The 14,119-nt window shown below is 64.4% G+C and carries 12 protein-coding genes; 9 read left to right on the top strand and 3 right to left on the bottom strand.

The genetic code is table 11. The annotated features are described in order from the left end of the window. Positions 1 to 14: 14 nt before the first annotated feature. Complete coding sequence (locus WG899_RS13295; RefSeq protein ID WP_339596135.1) at positions 15 to 545, bottom strand: hypothetical protein; 531 nt, start codon at positions 543 to 545, stop codon at positions 15 to 17. A 227-nt stretch (positions 546 to 772) separates the two neighbouring features. Here WG899_RS13295 and WG899_RS13290 point away from each other — a divergent pair, with 227 nt between their 5' ends. The 6 genes from WG899_RS13290 to WG899_RS13265 all read left to right on the top strand — a co-directional run bounded on the left by WG899_RS13290 (position 773) and on the right by WG899_RS13265 (position 8,766). Further along, positions 773 to 2,182, top strand: coding sequence for a coniferyl aldehyde dehydrogenase (locus WG899_RS13290; protein ID WP_339596134.1), 1,410 nt, complete (start codon positions 773 to 775; stop codon positions 2,180 to 2,182). A gap of 1 nt (position 2,183) precedes the next feature. Then, complete coding sequence (locus WG899_RS13285) at positions 2,184 to 2,702, top strand: hypothetical protein (protein WP_339596133.1); 519 nt, start codon at positions 2,184 to 2,186, stop codon at positions 2,700 to 2,702. Beyond that, positions 2,699 to 4,345, top strand: coding sequence for a GMC family oxidoreductase (locus WG899_RS13280; RefSeq protein WP_339596132.1), 1,647 nt, complete (start codon positions 2,699 to 2,701; stop codon positions 4,343 to 4,345). The genes WG899_RS13285 and WG899_RS13280 overlap by 4 nt, the downstream gene beginning before the upstream one ends. Before the next feature lie 102 nt (positions 4,346 to 4,447). Beyond that, complete coding sequence (locus WG899_RS13275; RefSeq protein ID WP_339596278.1) at positions 4,448 to 5,179, top strand: ABC transporter ATP-binding protein; 732 nt, start codon at positions 4,448 to 4,450, stop codon at positions 5,177 to 5,179. A gap of 8 nt (positions 5,180 to 5,187) precedes the next feature. After that, positions 5,188 to 7,554, top strand: coding sequence for an ABC transporter permease (locus tag WG899_RS13270; protein ID WP_339596131.1), 2,367 nt, complete (start codon positions 5,188 to 5,190; stop codon positions 7,552 to 7,554). Between the two features lie 6 nt (positions 7,555 to 7,560). Continuing rightward, entirely contained in the window at positions 7,561 to 8,766 is a 1,206-nt protein-coding gene (locus WG899_RS13265; protein WP_339596130.1) for an efflux RND transporter periplasmic adaptor subunit, read from the top strand. Positions 8,767 to 8,855: 89 nt separating this feature from the next. Here the strand turns inward: WG899_RS13265 and WG899_RS13260 are convergent, their stop codons facing one another. Continuing rightward, a complete protein-coding gene (locus tag WG899_RS13260; protein WP_339596129.1) occupies positions 8,856 to 10,937 on the bottom strand; it encodes a sensor histidine kinase in 2,082 nt (693 codons plus the stop codon). Positions 10,938 to 11,179: 242 nt separating this feature from the next. After that, positions 11,180 to 11,857, bottom strand: coding sequence for a DUF502 domain-containing protein (locus WG899_RS13255; protein WP_339596128.1), 678 nt, complete (start codon positions 11,855 to 11,857; stop codon positions 11,180 to 11,182). A 516-nt stretch (positions 11,858 to 12,373) separates the two neighbouring features. On the opposite strand from WG899_RS13255, the gene WG899_RS22385 reads away from it, so the two are divergent. The 3 genes from WG899_RS22385 to WG899_RS13245 all read left to right on the top strand — a co-directional run bounded on the left by WG899_RS22385 (position 12,374) and on the right by WG899_RS13245 (position 14,087). Beyond that, complete coding sequence (locus WG899_RS22385; RefSeq protein ID WP_444718847.1) at positions 12,374 to 12,835, top strand: NUDIX hydrolase; 462 nt, start codon at positions 12,374 to 12,376, stop codon at positions 12,833 to 12,835. Between the two features lie 111 nt (positions 12,836 to 12,946). After that, on the top strand, positions 12,947 to 13,516 hold the full coding sequence (locus WG899_RS13250; protein ID WP_339596127.1) for a YdeI/OmpD-associated family protein: 570 nt from the start codon (positions 12,947 to 12,949) through the stop codon (positions 13,514 to 13,516). A 106-nt stretch (positions 13,517 to 13,622) separates the two neighbouring features. Next, complete coding sequence (locus tag WG899_RS13245) at positions 13,623 to 14,087, top strand: excalibur calcium-binding domain-containing protein (protein ID WP_339596126.1); 465 nt, start codon at positions 13,623 to 13,625, stop codon at positions 14,085 to 14,087. The last annotated feature ends 32 nt before the right edge of the window (positions 14,088 to 14,119 follow it).

The following is a 14,119-nucleotide window of genomic DNA, read 5'->3' as shown; positions in this document are numbered from 1 at the left end:
AGCTTGGCTGGGGCTTATTTGCTCGGGCCCTTGTCCGTCGCCAAGATGGTGGAGAGGGTCGAACCACCGATCGCCGAACACTCTCGGCCATGCGCTTCGCTCCATTTGACCGCCACGCCCGTGACCACTGGCCGCACCATGCGCCAAGGCCAGAAGCCAAAGCGCTGTGAGCCGTTGTACTGGATGATGGCATCGGCGCCCGAGCTTCGTGCGTAGTCCACCAGCTTGGGCAAGATGTCCTTGATGCCGCCATAGGTGCCCTTGGCCACCTTCAAGCGGCGCACCACGGTGTAGCGCAACTCGCTGGGCGGTTGGCCAGCCAGGATGCAAAAAGCACCCGCAGCCGCTGTCATCGGGATCGCTTGTTCACCCTCCTTCATCGGAACAATTTCGACCTCGGCATCGGCGCCGAGTGCAGCCGCGCTGGCTGCACTCGCCGAACTCACCGAAGCGCTGGCGGCATTTGCCGGCGGCGCAACCTCTTGCGCGACCGCACAAGTTGAAAACAAGGCGGCCAGAGCCAGGGTCAAAGCAGTCGAATGCATGCTGCAGGGTTCCAATCAAGGACTACTGTCATAGGGCCATGACCTAACGCCGTTGATCAACGCCAGAGGGCCAAGTCGCGGCGATTCTAGCCACAGCCCGACCAGGCGGCCTCAAGGCACAGCTTGGGCCTATTCCTAGAGGCCATCCTCTAGCACAGGGCCAACACCCTTGGCCGATGGCGCGCTTGCGGTTAGCCTTGTGCGACAAGAACATACCGGAGACTGCGATGAACCAGACCTTGCAAGAACGCCTGCATCTGGCGTTGGAATTGCAGCGGGCGGCCTTTCGCGCTGAGATGTACCCCAGTTTGGCCCGCCGGCATGATCGCCTGCAGCGCGTACGCTTGATGACAAGCAAGTACGCGGAGCAATTGGCCGACGCGATCTCCAAGGACTTTGGCAACCGCGCCCGACAAGAAACCCTGCTGGCCGATGTGTTCACCGTCGAATCCGGTGCCAAACATGCGCAAAAGCACTTGCGCCGGTGGATGCGCCCACGCCGTGTCAGCACCGCACTGCACTTCTTGCCGGCCAGCAACAAGCTGCTGCGCCAACCGCTGGGCGTGGTCGGTGTCGTAGCACCTTGGAACTACCCCTTCTATCTGGCCATGGCGCCAGCCCTGGCGGCGCTGGCCGCCGGCAACCGGGTGATGATCAAGCCCTCGGAGCTGACGCCCGCGACCTCGGCGCTGATGGCCAAGATGGTGGCCGAGTTCTTCGCCCCCGAAGAAATGCAAGTCATCACCGGCGACGCCGATGTGGGCCGCGCCTTCAGCCAGCTGCCCTTTGACCATCTGTTCTTCACCGGTTCCACCGCCGTGGGCCGCCATGTGGCGCAAGCCGCCGCGCAACACCTGACCCCGGTGACGCTGGAGCTGGGCGGCAAGAGCCCGGCCCTGGTGGACCGCAGCTGCCACCTGCAAATGACGGCCGAGCGCCTGGCCTACGGCAAGCTGCTGAATGCCGGCCAAACCTGCGTGGCGCCTGACTACCTCTTGGTGCCGCGCGAAATGGTCGAGCCGCTGGCCCAAGCCATTCTGCAAGCCATGCGCAAGATGTTCCCCGCGCTGGAGGGCAATGCCGACTACACCCACATCGCCAGCGAACGCCACCGCGCCCGCTTGCAAGGCCTGCTGGACGACGCCCGCGCACGCGGCGCACGCCTGCTGCCCTCGCACGAAGGGCCGCTGAGCGGCCGCGCGCTCACGCCGCATCTGCTGCTGGATGTGAACGATGAGATGACGGTGATGCGCGAAGAAATCTTCGGCCCGCTGCTGCCCATCGTGCCCTATGACCGGGTGGACGAAGCGCTGGCCTACATCAACCGACACGAGCGCCCGCTGGCCCTGTATTGGTTCGGCCAAGACAGCGCCATGCAGCAGCGCGTGATGGAGCAAAGCCATGCCGGCGGCGTCACCATCAATGACTGCATCTGGCACCTGGGCCAAGAAGAGCAACCCTTTGGCGGCGTCGGCGCCAGCGGCATGGGCAGTTATCACGGTGAGTGGGGCTTTCGCACCTTCAGCAAAGAGAAGCCGATCTTCAGCCAAGCCCGCTTCGCCGGCACCAAGCTCTTCTACCCCCCGTATGGCAAGACCTTCAGCCGCTTGCTGGGTCTGTTGAAAAAGATCGCTTGATATGCAAAGACGCAGCCTTCTCAAACTGGGCCTGGGCGCCGGCGTGGTGCTGGCGGTGGCCGGCGGCGCGGCCGCGCTGCTGATGAAGCCCGGCCTGCATGAGGACAACAAAAAGCTGGGCGAACCCGCGCGCCAGCTGATGCGCGCCGTGGCCCTGGCCTTGTTCGACGGCCTGCTGCCGCAAGAAGCCGCTGCCCGCGAGGCGCGCTTGACGCTGCATCTGAGCCAGCTCGAAGCCGGCATTGCGGGCTTCCCGCCGGCCCTGCGGGCCGAGCTGTCGCAGGTCTTGATGCTCTTGGACACCGCCCCTGGCCGCCTGGGCCTAACGGGCCTGAGTAGCGACTGGTCCAAGGCCTCGGTGGCCGAGGTGCAAGCCGCGCTGCAGGCCATGAGCCAGTCCAGCATGAGCCTGCGCCAGCAGGTTTATCACGCGCTGCGCGACCTCAATACGCTGATGTTTTTCAATGACCCGAGCAGTTGGGCGCTGGTCGGCTACCCCGGACCGAGGACCATTCCATGAGCTCGATTGCAGACCCCATCAAAGAAGGCCTGGCGCGCGGCTGGCAAGTCTTTGGCCCTGGACAGAAAGCGCTGCCCGAGCGCATCGACTGCGATGTGGCCATCATCGGCAGCGGCGCCGGCGCCGGCATCACCGCCGAGCTGCTGGCCAAGGCCGGCTTGCAGGTGCTGATCATTGAAGAAGGGCCGCTGAAGTCCAGCAGCGACTTCCGCCAGCGCGAGTCCGACGCCTACTCACAGCTCTACCAAGAAGGCGGCGGCCGCAAGACCGCCGACCAGGCCATGCCGGTGCTGCAAGGCCGCTGCGTGGGCGGCTCCACCACGGTGAACTGGGCCGGCTCCTTCCGCACCCCGGCCGACACATTGAACTACTGGGCGCAGAACTACGGGCTCAAAGACGTCAGCCCGGCCAGCATGGCGCCCTGGTTCGAGCAGGTGGAGCAGCGCCTCAACATCAGCCCCTGGCTGACCGAGCCGAATGGCAATAACAGCGTGCTTCAGCGGGGCGCGGTGAAGCTGGGCATTCCGGCGCCGGTCATCAACCGCAATGTCAAAGGCTGCTGGAACCTGGGCTCTTGCGGCCTGGGCTGCCCCACCAATGCCAAGCAATCCATGCTGGTCACCACCATCCCGGCCGCGCTCGATCTGGGCGCGCGCCTGCTGGTGCAGACCCGTGCTGAGCGCTTCGCTTGGCGCAGTGAACAGATCGAGGGCCTAACTTGCCAGCCCATTCACCCCGACGGCAGCGCTGCCGGACCGACGCTGCAAGTGAAAGCCAAGCACTATGTGGTGGCCGGTGGCGCCATCAACTCGCCCGCGCTCTTGATGCGCTCGCAGTTGCCTGACCCGCATCAGCTCTTGGGCAAGCGCACCTTTTTGCACCCCACCGTGGCCAGCAGCGGCGTCATGCCCGAGGCCGTGAACGGCTGGGCCGGCGCGCCGCTGGCGGTCTTCTCTGACCATTTCTTGCACACCCAGGCAATGAATGGACCCATTGGCTACAAGCTGGAAACCGCGCCGGTGCACCCCGGCTTTGCCATGACCAATCTCGGCGGCCTCGGCCAAACCTTGGTGGACAAGGCCAAAGACTTCCCGCACACCAGCGTCTTGATCGGCCTGCTGCGTGACGGCTTCCACCCGCAAGCCCATGGCGGCACCGTCAAGCTCAAGAGCGACGGCAGCCCGGTGCTGGACTACCCCATCACCGACTACCTGCTGGACGGCGCCCGCCGCGCCCACCTGACCATGGCCGAGATCCAGTTCGCCGCCGGTGCCAAGACCGTGCGCCCCGCCCACGACATGGCCAGCGCCTACAGCAGCTGGAAGGAAGCCCAAGCCGCCATCCAAGCCCTGCCCTACCGGCCCTATATCACCACCATCGGCAGCGCCCATGTGATGGGCGGCTGCAATATGGCCGGCTCGGCCGAGCTGGGCGTGGTGAGGCCCGATGGCCAGCATTGGCAGATCGCCAACCTCTCGGTGCACGACGGCTCCATCTTCCCCACAAGCATTGGCGCCAATCCGCAGATGACGGTCTACAGCCAAGCCGCGCGCATGGCGACCGCGCTGGCCAAGCGGCTGAATGGGCGCGAGGTGCGTTTGGTTGAGGCTCAAGCAGCCATGCGCCCTGAACTTCACACCTAAGGCAAGGCTGCGGTCTCTCTCCAAGGCCGGCGCCGCCGGCTCTTTCTGGCTGGCTTGATGTCTATCAATGCCTTGCAGGCGGCACGCTGCGAAGCTGGGCGCATGGGAGCAGAACAACAGCCATCGGCCGAGCCGCCGGTCTTCTTTGCCCGTGGCCTCAGCAAGACCTACGGCACCGGTGATACCGCCGTGCATGCGCTGCGCAGCGTCGATCTGGACGTGGCGCGCGGCGAGTTCATCGTGCTGCTGGGCGCCTCGGGCAGCGGCAAGTCCACGCTGCTGAACATCCTGGGCGGGCTGGACGTGCCCAGCACCGGCGAGTTGCGCTTTGCCGAGCATCAGCTCAGCGGCGCCAGCGAGGCGGAGCTGACGCGCTACCGGCGCGAGCATGTGGGCTTCGTCTTCCAGTTCTACAACCTGATCCCCAGCCTGACCGTGCGCGAGAACGTGGCACTGGTCACCGACATCTGCAGCCAGCCCATGCCGGTGGACGAGGCCATTGGCCTGGTCGGCCTCTTGCCGCGGGCTGATCACTTCCCGGCCCAGCTCTCCGGTGGCGAACAGCAGCGCGTGGCCATCGCTCGCGCCATCGTCAAGAAGCCGGATCTGCTGCTGTGCGACGAGCCCACCGGCGCGCTGGACTACCAGACCGGCAAGCTGGTGCTGGAGGTGATCGCGCGAATCAACAAGGAGCTCGGCACCACCGCCGTGGTGATCACGCACAACGCGGCGATTGCAGCGATGGCGGACCGCGTGATCTACCTCAGCGACGGCGCGATCCTGCGCATTGAGCGCAATGAGCACAAGCGCTCGCCCGCCGAACTGAGCTGGTAGCTTTTCTCATGAGGGCACTCGACCGCAAACTGCTGCGCGACCTGCGCCTGATGTGGAGCCAGGCGCTGACCATCGCGCTGGTGGTGGCCTGCGGCATGGGAGGTTTCTTGACCACGCTGTCGGCGGTGGACTCGCTGGCGCTGGCGCGCGATGCCTTCTACGCCGAGGGCCGCTTTGCCGATGTGTTTGCCAGCGTCAAGCGCGCCCCGCTGGCGCTGGAGCAGCGCTTGCGCGAGCTGCCCGGTGTGCTGGACGTGCAGACCCGCATCGAGCATCTGGTGCGGCTGGAGTTGGCGGGCGTTGATGAGCCGGTACTGGGCCAGCTGATCGGGCGGGACCCGCGCCATGAGCCGCGCATGAACCGCGTTTTCATCCAACGCGGCCGCGACCTGGGCGAGCAGCCGGCCGGCGCCAGCGCCATCGAGGTGCTGCTGTCCGCCGGCTTTGCCGAAGCGCGCGGCTTGGCTCCCGGCGCGCGCCTCACGGCCTTGATCAACGGCCGCCAGCGCGAGCTGGTGGTGGTGGGCTGGGTGCTCTCGCCCGAATACATCTTTGCCGGCCTGGGCGGCCTGCCGGACATGCGCGGCTTCGGCGTGGTCTGGCTGGACCGCGAGCTGCTGGCCGGCGCCTACGATATGCGCGGCGCCTTCAACCGCGTGTCGATCAAGCTGGCGCCGGGCGCCTCCGAGGCGGCAGTGATCGCCGAGCTGGGCCAGGTGCTCCAGCCCTATGGCGGCCGCGAGGCCTATGGCCGCGCCGACCAAACCTCGCACGCGATGCTGGACGCCGAGATAAAAGAGCAGCAAGTGCTGGGCACGCTGCTGCCGGTGATCTTCCTGGGCGTGGCGGCCTTTTTGCTGAACGTGGTGGTGTCGCGCCTGGTGGCCACGCAGCGCGAGCAAGTGGCGGCGCTGAAGGCGCTGGGCTATCCCAACCGCAGCATCGCCGTGCACTACCTGAAGCTGGTGCTGGTGATTGTCAGCCTGGGTCTGCTGTTAGGCATGGCGCCGGGCAAGACGCTGGGCGTCATGATGACGGGCCTGTACGCGGAGTTCTTCCGCTTTCGCAGCTATACGCATGTGCTGGAGCCCTCGCTGGTGCTGATGAGCGGCGCGGTGACCGTGCTCATGGCGGTGGCCGGCACGCTCAATGCCATCGGGGCCACGGTGCGCCTGGCCCCGGCCGAGGCGATGCGGCCCGCTGCACCCGGGCGCTACAAGGCCGCGCTGCTGGAGCGCCTGCCCGGTGTGCGCGGCAGCGTGCCGCTGCGCATGATCCTGCGCCAAATGGAGCGCCGGCCCTGGCGCAGCCTGCTGTCGATTGCCGGCGTGGCGGTGGCGGTGGCCATCGTCGTGCTGGGCAACTTCTTCCGCGACGCCATCGACTACATCGTCGATGCGCAGTTCAATGTGACGATGCGCTCGGACGTGATCGTCTGGATGGCCGAGGCCGGCAGCGACAGCGCCCGCCACGAGCTGGCGCGCCTGCCCGGCGTGCTCAGCATCGAATCCGGCCGCGATGTGGCGGTGCGTTTCATCCACGGGCCGCGCAGCGAACGCGGCAGCCTGCAAGGCATGGCCGAGCAGCCCGAGGCGCGCCGCATCGTCGATATGGACGGCCGCCCCGCCCTGCCCAGCAGCACCGGCCTGGTGATGACCGACCGGCTGGCCGACAAGCTGGGCCTGCGCGTCGGCGACCTGGTGCAGGTCGAGCTGCTGGAAGGCCAGGTGCGCACGCTGGCGCTGCCGCTCGAAGCCACGGTGCGCGAAATGATGGGGCTGAACGCCTACATCGAGCGCCGCGCGCTGAACCGCCTGCTCGGCGAAGGCGATGTGGCCTCGCAATTCGCGCTGATCGCCGAACGCGGCCGCGAGGGCGAGCTGCTGCGCGCGCTGAAAGCCCTGCCGCGCGTGGTCGGCAGCTTCAGCAAGACCATCTTGGTGCGCAATTTGCAGGAGATCAGCGCGCGCAATGTGCGCATCATGAGCACCATCCTGACCCTGTTCGCCAGCGTCATCGCGGTGGGCGTGGTCTACAACAATGCGCGCATCGCGCTGGCCGAGCGCAGCTGGGAGCTGGCTTCGCTGCGCGTGCTGGGCTTCACGCGCGCCGAGGTCTCGGGCCTGCTGCTAGGCGAGATGGCCCTCGTCATCGGCATTGCGCTGCCGCTGGGCATGCTGATGGGCTGGAGCTTGGCGAACGGCCTGGTGGGCGCACTCAAGTCCGACCAATTCATGTTTCCGGTGGTGATCCAGCCGCGCACCTATGCCTGGGCCGGCCTGGCCGTGTTGGGCGCCGGCCTGGCCAGCGCGCTGGTGGTGCGGCGGCGTATCGACCAGCTCGATCTGGTAGCCGCCTTGAAGACGAGGGAGTAGCAAACGATGCAGACGAAGACGAAATGGATGCTGGCCGGCACAGCCGCCGTGCTGGTGGCCCTGCTGGGCTGGGCCTTGGCGCCGCGCCCGACGCTGGTGGAGCTGGCCGAGGCGAAGCCAGGCCTGTTCGAGGCCGGCATCGAGGAGGACGGCAAGACCCGCGTGCTGGACCGCTACCAGGTCTCGGCCCCGCTAGCCGGCCGCTGGCTGCGCCCCACGCTGAAGGAGGGCGACACGGTGCAGGCCGGTGCCGTGCTGGGCCAGTTGCAGCCGACGCTGTCGCCGCTGCTGGATGCGCGCAGCCTGGCCGAACTGGGCGCACGCGCCGATGGCGCTGCCGCAGCCCAGCCGCGCGCTGCGGCCCGCCTGGGCGCGGCCCAGGTGGCGCTGGAGCAGGCCGAGCATGGCCTGCAGCGGGCCGAGTCGCTGGCGGCACAAGGCTTTATCTCCAAGGCCAATCTGGACGATGCCCAGCTCGCTCTGCAAGCGGCCCAGCAAGAGCGCGCCAGCGCCCAGGCCGAAGCGCAGATCGCGCGCTATGAGCTGGCCCAGGCGCGCGCGGCGCTGGGCGCTCACAACGCGGGGCCGGGCCTGGGCTCAGCCAAGAGCTTCGAGCTGCGCGCGCCGGTTGGGGGCCAGGTCTTGCGTGTGCAGCAGCCCAGCGAGGCCATGGTGGCGCTGGGCATGCCGCTGATCGAGCTGGGCGACACCGTCCGGCTGGAGGTGGTGGCCGAGTTGCTGAGCAGCGATGCGCTGCAGCTCAAGGCGGGCCAGCCGGTGCGCATCGAGCGCTGGGGCGGGCCGGGCACCTTGGCGGGCCAGGTCAGCCGGGTCGAGCCGGGTGCTTTCACCAAGGTTTCGGCGCTGGGTGTGGAAGAGCAGCGCGTGCGAGTGCAGATCGCATTGAGCAGCCCGCTGGCGCAGCGCCAAGGCCTGGGCGACGGCTACCGCGTTGCGGTCAAGGTGATGACGCGCCGCCAGGACGGTGCGCTGCTGGTACCGGTCAGCGCCGTGTTCCCGCTGCCGGGCGCCGAACTGGGCCGGCATGCGGTGTTCAAGGTCGAGGGGGGGAGAGCCCGTCTGAGCGAGGTGCAACTGGAAGCGCGCAACAACCAAGTGGCCTGGATTGCCAAGGGCCTCTCGGCCGGCACCTCGGTGGTGGTGTATCCGCCGCAAAGCCTGACGGACGGGGCGCGGGTCAAGCCGCGCTGAACCAGCAGGTGCGTGGAAATTCGTGCTCAGGCCCCCTGATGCCGCCAGCGCAGTCACCTTGAATGTCGAGCAATATCCAAGCCAGCCCCTCACACCGGCAGCCTCAACTCAAACCTGGCGCCACCGGGCCGACTGAGGCCTGGGGCCGGGCTGGTCGCGTGGATCTGCCCGCCCATCAGGTCGACGACCAAGCTGTGCACCATGGTGAGGCCCAGGCCGGCGCCTTCTTGACCGAGGCGTGTTGAGAAAAAAGGCTCAAACACGCGTGGCAGATGCTCTGGCGGAATGCCGCAACCGTCGTCCTGCCATTGCAGCGTCAACTGTCCGCCATCACTGTGTGCAGCCAGCCGCATTTGGCCATCGCTGCGACCGGCCAAGCCATGGCGCAGACTGTTTTCAAACAACTGCTGCAAGACCTGCAGCAGCGCTTGCGGATGGCCACGCACGCTCAAGGCGACGGGCAGTTCAAGTTGCAGGGTCGCGCCGCGTTGCTGCAGTTGATGCTGCCAGTTAGCACTCAGGGTTTCGATCAGCTCTCGAGCATCGAATTCACTGCGAACTTCGGGGCTGCTGGGTTGATCCAAAGCCTTGAAGCGTTGCACCAGATCGCCCACTCGCTCCAACGCGCGGTCCATCAAGGCACCGCCTTCGCTCAGCCCTGCCAAGAGCTCTTGCAACTGGCTGCGTTTCAAGCTGCCTTGGGCCATCTGCTCCCCCAACTCTTGGCTGCGCTCCTGAATGGCGCTGGCCGCCATGCGTGCATTGCCCAGCGGCGTATTCATTTCATGCGCCATGCCCGCCACCATGCGGCTCAAAGCGAGCTGCTTCTCCTGCTGCATCAGGGCCCGCATCGCCAACTCCAGCTCCTCCGTGCGTTGGCGCACGCGCTGCTCCAACTCATCATGCGCTTGCTGCAAGGCGGCTTCGGCCGCAGCGCGCACGCTGGCTTCGGCCTGGACCTTGGCCAAGGCTGCGCTGAGCTCTTGGTTGCGTTGTGCCAAAGAGAGCTCAAGCTCGCTGCCGTGCTGAGTCAGTTGCTCGTTTTCCTGCAACAGCCTGGGCCGCTCAATCACCGCATTGACGGTTTCGCCCAGGGCTCGCGCCAGCTCACGTTTGCGGCTCCGCTCTTGTTTGAGCTGCATCAGACTGGCGCGCAAGGCCTGATCCAAATAGCCCCAGCGCTCACCAAAGACCCGCATGGCCTGCAAGGTCGCGTCACGGTGGCCAATGCCATGTGCGGGCGCCTTGACCAACTCGGCATCCAGCGCCAGCAAGGCGTGCCAAGCTTGTTCTCGGCTGCCTTCATGGCATTGCAAGAGCACCTTGCTGACCCGCTCCCAGAGCAGCCAAGATGCTTGCATGGGCTTGCCCTGGCATTGCTCGTGCAGCAAGCCCAGATGCATGCGGCAATCCTCCGCTCGGCCCAATGTGGCGCTGACGACGGCCAAATTCAAATGCGCCACCAACTCGGCATAGGCCAAACCATGTTGCTGGGTGAACAGCAGACTTTGCTGATGGGTGCTCAGGCATTCCTGCCAATAGGTCTTGGCCAGTAAAGCATTGCCTTCCTCATTGGCCAAGTAATAGGCGGCTGACGCCTTGTTGTTGAGCAGCAATTGGTACATCGCCGGGGTCAGCTCGGCGCCCTCTTGCAAGAGCTCGGTCGTGGCCTGGCGCAACTCGGCGTACATCTCGGCCATGAACAGCACCGGGCAGCGGCTGACCTGCATCAGCATCGCCAGCGCCGGGTGGCCGCTGCGCTGGTACAACTCAGCGGCCATGGCGACGCTTTCGAGCGCCGCATGATGCAGCTTCAGCCGGGTTTGCACCCACTGAATCGCCCGCCAAGCGGCCGCTTGTGCCAATAGCGCCCCGCGGGCTTGAGCCATGCCCAGCAACTCGCGGGCCTTGAGCAGCAATTGATTTGGGTTGGAATCGGCCTGCATCGACGCGGCCATGATCTGCAAACACTCAAGCTCTATCGCCTGCTCTCCGTTCAGGTTGGCCGCGCGTATGGCTTGCAGATGATGGGAGAAATGCGCTTGCTCAAAACCCGTGAGGTAGGCACGTGCTTGCTGCAGGCCGAGCTCGACATCGATGTGTTCAAGCGCTTCAGGTGTTTCAGGCGCATCAAGCGCGACGGACCGTGATGCCGAATTCGGATCAGACATGGTCGAAGTCTCGGTTGGCTTTTTCAGCCTAGATGCTCCCTGAACACATGGTAAGCGGAACTGGGCTGGCCTGCACTTCGCAGGCACCAGAGAGGCGGAGAAAGTGGCAGTCCTGAGATGCCTGTCCCTCAAAGCAGCGGATCTCTGGCCGACTCTTGGCCTCGGCGTCAAGGCCTTGGAAATCAAGACTTGCACCACTGATTCCCAACTCATCCGCCCTCACGCGCCAGCGCAGACCGGTCTCAGCGCTTGCCGCCCAGCACCTCGGGCGTGGTGACGCCCATGGACACATAGAGGCTGGTCAGGCCTTCCATGCCGATCTCGGCGGGGCGCACCCAATCTTGCGGCAGGTAAAACAAGCCGCCGCCCACAGGCACCGGCGCGGTGGGCACCAGCACCGCGAGGTAAGCCACCCCGCCAATGTCCACCGGGTCCGGGCTGGACAGCAGCCCCAGCACCAGCGCGCCGCCCTCGGGCTTGACGCCGCCGAAGTGGCACCACACCGGCGCCATCGCCCGCACGCCAGCCTCATCGCGCTTGGACATCATCTCGATCATGCGCTTGAGCAAGTCGTACACCGTGCTGATCACCGGAATGCGCGCAATCAGGCTTTCCAGCAGCGCCTTCACCCGCCGCTGCAACTGCGTCTCCACCAGCAGGCCCAGCAGATACACAAACACCAGCACCACGCCCAGGCCGATCAAATAGGCCGCCAAGGGCGACTCCGTCAACCGCAACCCCACGCGCCCCAGCGTGTGGCCTAACACGCTCTTGGGCCCCAGATAGTCCATCAACAAAGACATCACCCAGCCCAGCAGCACCAGCGTGGCGACCAAGGGCAGCACCGTCAAAAAGCCGGTGACAAAGGTGCGCAGGACGTGACGGCGAGCTTGCGCGGCGAAGGGTTGGGGGGTAGGCATGGGGTGGCAGGCAGGTAGAAAGAAAGCTGGGGGCATCATGCCAGCAGGCGTGTGGCGCGCGAATCTTCAATGGCCAGCTTCAGCAGCCAAGCAGCACCAAGGCTGTTTCGGAACCCTGCACTCGTCCACGGCCATCGACGCTTTCAGTCGTGCTGCCCTTGAGAATCTGGCTTACCCCGAAAGATCAATTCAAGCCTCTGAAGTTCAACTCGATGGCGGCATGAAAAGGTCTGAGGGGATGCCTGACCGACTGGTTCCAAGCTCAGAAATAACGCCTTGAACTGATGGCATCATGTGCCCCTGTCCTTCGCCTGAAGGAGCCGAGCGAACACCTCAGGGAATTTGTAACAAGCGCGGCTTTTTGCGTGAACATGAATACCGCATGAAAAAACAGTTGATCAACAAAGAACGGCTGTATCGACAAGCACTTAGCTACCTGTGCGAGCAGGCGTTTATTACGACAACAGCTTTGATATACGGTGGTCGAAGCCGGTATACAACAAGTTAGACCCCTCAATGCGTCGCCCCTTCTCCGTCCAAGTCTTCTTGACCGTTCGTGGTGAATCTGGTCTGTCGTACTTGTTGCTTCAACGGAACGAGCGTCCGGATCTGGCGTTGCCGGACTTCTGGCAAGGAGTAACCGGAGCCCTCGAAGATGGCGAGACCTATGAGCAAGCCGCCATTCGCGAGGTGGAAGAGGAGACTTGCATCGCCATCCCTGGCGCGCGTCCGAGTGGGTTTGAACATCGCTTTCCCATCAGGCAGGAGTGGCGAGCTTCATATGGCGGCTATTCCTCTGAGGTTACTGAGCTGGTTTTCTATTCGGTCCTTCCGAATGCAGTCGCCCCAGTGCTCTCAGTTGAGCACAAGGCATATCGGTGGCGTTCATACGAACAAGCAGTTTCTCTGCTTTCGTTCGGTCGGAACGCCGAGTGCCTTCAGTCAGTTCAGCGAGAGCTCGAGAATGCCCGTGCCTAACCACTCCATCGAGGGGACAAACAACGGCGGTCCAGGTTTGGGCTCCATATCCAAGCCGGTGCCACCGTCGTCTGCCCCTCATGTCAAACGGTCGCCATCTCATAGAGACACATGAGCACCGCAATCCTCAGCATGAAAGCCCAAGCCGAGTGGGAAAGTTGGCTCGAGCAATACGGCGCGGAGGCTCCAGGCGTATGGCTCCGCCTCGCCAAGAAGGGAGCAGAGCATCCGACCGTGTCCTACGCGGAAGCCGTAGAGAGTGCACTTTGCTTTGGCTGGATCGATGGTCAAAAGCGGGCTGAAGATGCGCACTATTGGCATCAACGCTTCACTCCAAGAGCTCCCAAGAGCATCTGGTCAAAGATCAACAAGGCAAAGGCAGAGGCGCTCATAGCTGCCGGCCGGATGCGTGCCGCCGGACTGGAAGAAATTGGGCGGGCGAAGAAGGATGGGCGCTGGAACGCGGCTTATGAGTCCGCCAATACCGCGAGAGTGCCGCCAGACTTACAGCAGGCACTTGATGGGAATCGAAAGGCAAAGGAGTTTTTTGCTACGCTCAACGGTCAAAATCGATATGCAATCCTTTTTCGTATTCAGGCCGTCAAACGACCGGAGACTCGCGCAAAAATGATTGCTCAGTTTGTCGACATGCTCAGCAAGGGCGAGAAGATTCACCATTGAGGGGCTGGCAATGCCTAACCCTTCTGCTGCTAACGATTTAAGACCTGACCCCGCGTCGCGTTAATCGTCGCACTCCATCCTCAACGCAGCGCTTCGTTACCCAAACATGGCAGTCGATTACCTCCAACGCATTGCAATAAGCTTGACATTGCTGGTGCTGTCTCAGCTTGGGCATGGAGCAAATGCAGTACACAAGTGCGTCATCAACGGAACAGTTACCTTCCAAAGCAGCCCGTGCCCTGCAGACGCACCATTGCGCCGTCCCACGAAGGATGAATTGAACGCCGAGCGAAAAAAGCGTCTCAGCGACGCCGCAGTGCAATCTGCCTCTGCCCCGCCGGCTTCAGTTTCGCCTTCATATGCCGGTCCAAGGCAAGCCGAAGAGCGTCCTTCAACCGCCCCCCCTCGAGACCCTGGCTTCCGTTGCGATGGTCGTCAACACTGTTCACAGATGCGTTCATGCAATGAGGCAAGGTACTTCCTTGCAAACTGCCCGGGCGTAAAAATGGATGGCAACCATGACGGCGTGCCATGCGAGCAGCAATGGTGCACACATCCGTTAGCCAAGTAGCACAGCCTGGGGTCAAGTCTTCAATCGTTCGT

The sequence above is a fragment of the Paucibacter hankyongi genome (assembly GCF_037482915.1).
Classification (GTDB): domain Bacteria; phylum Pseudomonadota; class Gammaproteobacteria; order Burkholderiales; family Burkholderiaceae_C; genus Paucibacter_A; species Paucibacter_A hankyongi.
This window is presented reverse-complemented; position numbering and strand designations above follow the sequence as displayed.

Bases quoted from the DNA above. Each gene is read 5' to 3' on its own strand.
- WG899_RS13295 (WP_339596135.1), bottom strand. From the start codon at position 545: ATGCATTCGACTGCTTTGACCCTGGCTCTGGCCGCCTTGTTTTCAACT.
- WG899_RS13290 (WP_339596134.1), top strand. From the start codon at position 773: ATGAACCAGACCTTGCAAGAACGCCTGCATCTGGCGTTGGAATTGCAG.
- WG899_RS13285 (WP_339596133.1), top strand. From the start codon at position 2,184: ATGCAAAGACGCAGCCTTCTCAAACTGGGCCTGGGCGCCGGCGTGGTG.
- WG899_RS13280 (WP_339596132.1), top strand. From the start codon at position 2,699: ATGAGCTCGATTGCAGACCCCATCAAAGAAGGCCTGGCGCGCGGCTGG.
- WG899_RS13275 (WP_339596278.1), top strand. From the start codon at position 4,448: ATGGGAGCAGAACAACAGCCATCGGCCGAGCCGCCGGTCTTCTTTGCC.
- WG899_RS13270 (WP_339596131.1), top strand. From the start codon at position 5,188: ATGAGGGCACTCGACCGCAAACTGCTGCGCGACCTGCGCCTGATGTGG.
- WG899_RS13265 (WP_339596130.1), top strand. From the start codon at position 7,561: ATGCAGACGAAGACGAAATGGATGCTGGCCGGCACAGCCGCCGTGCTG.
- WG899_RS13260 (WP_339596129.1), bottom strand. From the start codon at position 10,937: ATGTCTGATCCGAATTCGGCATCACGGTCCGTCGCGCTTGATGCGCCT.
- WG899_RS13255 (WP_339596128.1), bottom strand. From the start codon at position 11,857: ATGCCTACCCCCCAACCCTTCGCCGCGCAAGCTCGCCGTCACGTCCTG.
- WG899_RS22385 (WP_444718847.1), top strand. From the start codon at position 12,374: ATGCGTCGCCCCTTCTCCGTCCAAGTCTTCTTGACCGTTCGTGGTGAA.
- WG899_RS13250 (WP_339596127.1), top strand. From the start codon at position 12,947: ATGAGCACCGCAATCCTCAGCATGAAAGCCCAAGCCGAGTGGGAAAGT.
- WG899_RS13245 (WP_339596126.1), top strand. From the start codon at position 13,623: ATGGCAGTCGATTACCTCCAACGCATTGCAATAAGCTTGACATTGCTG.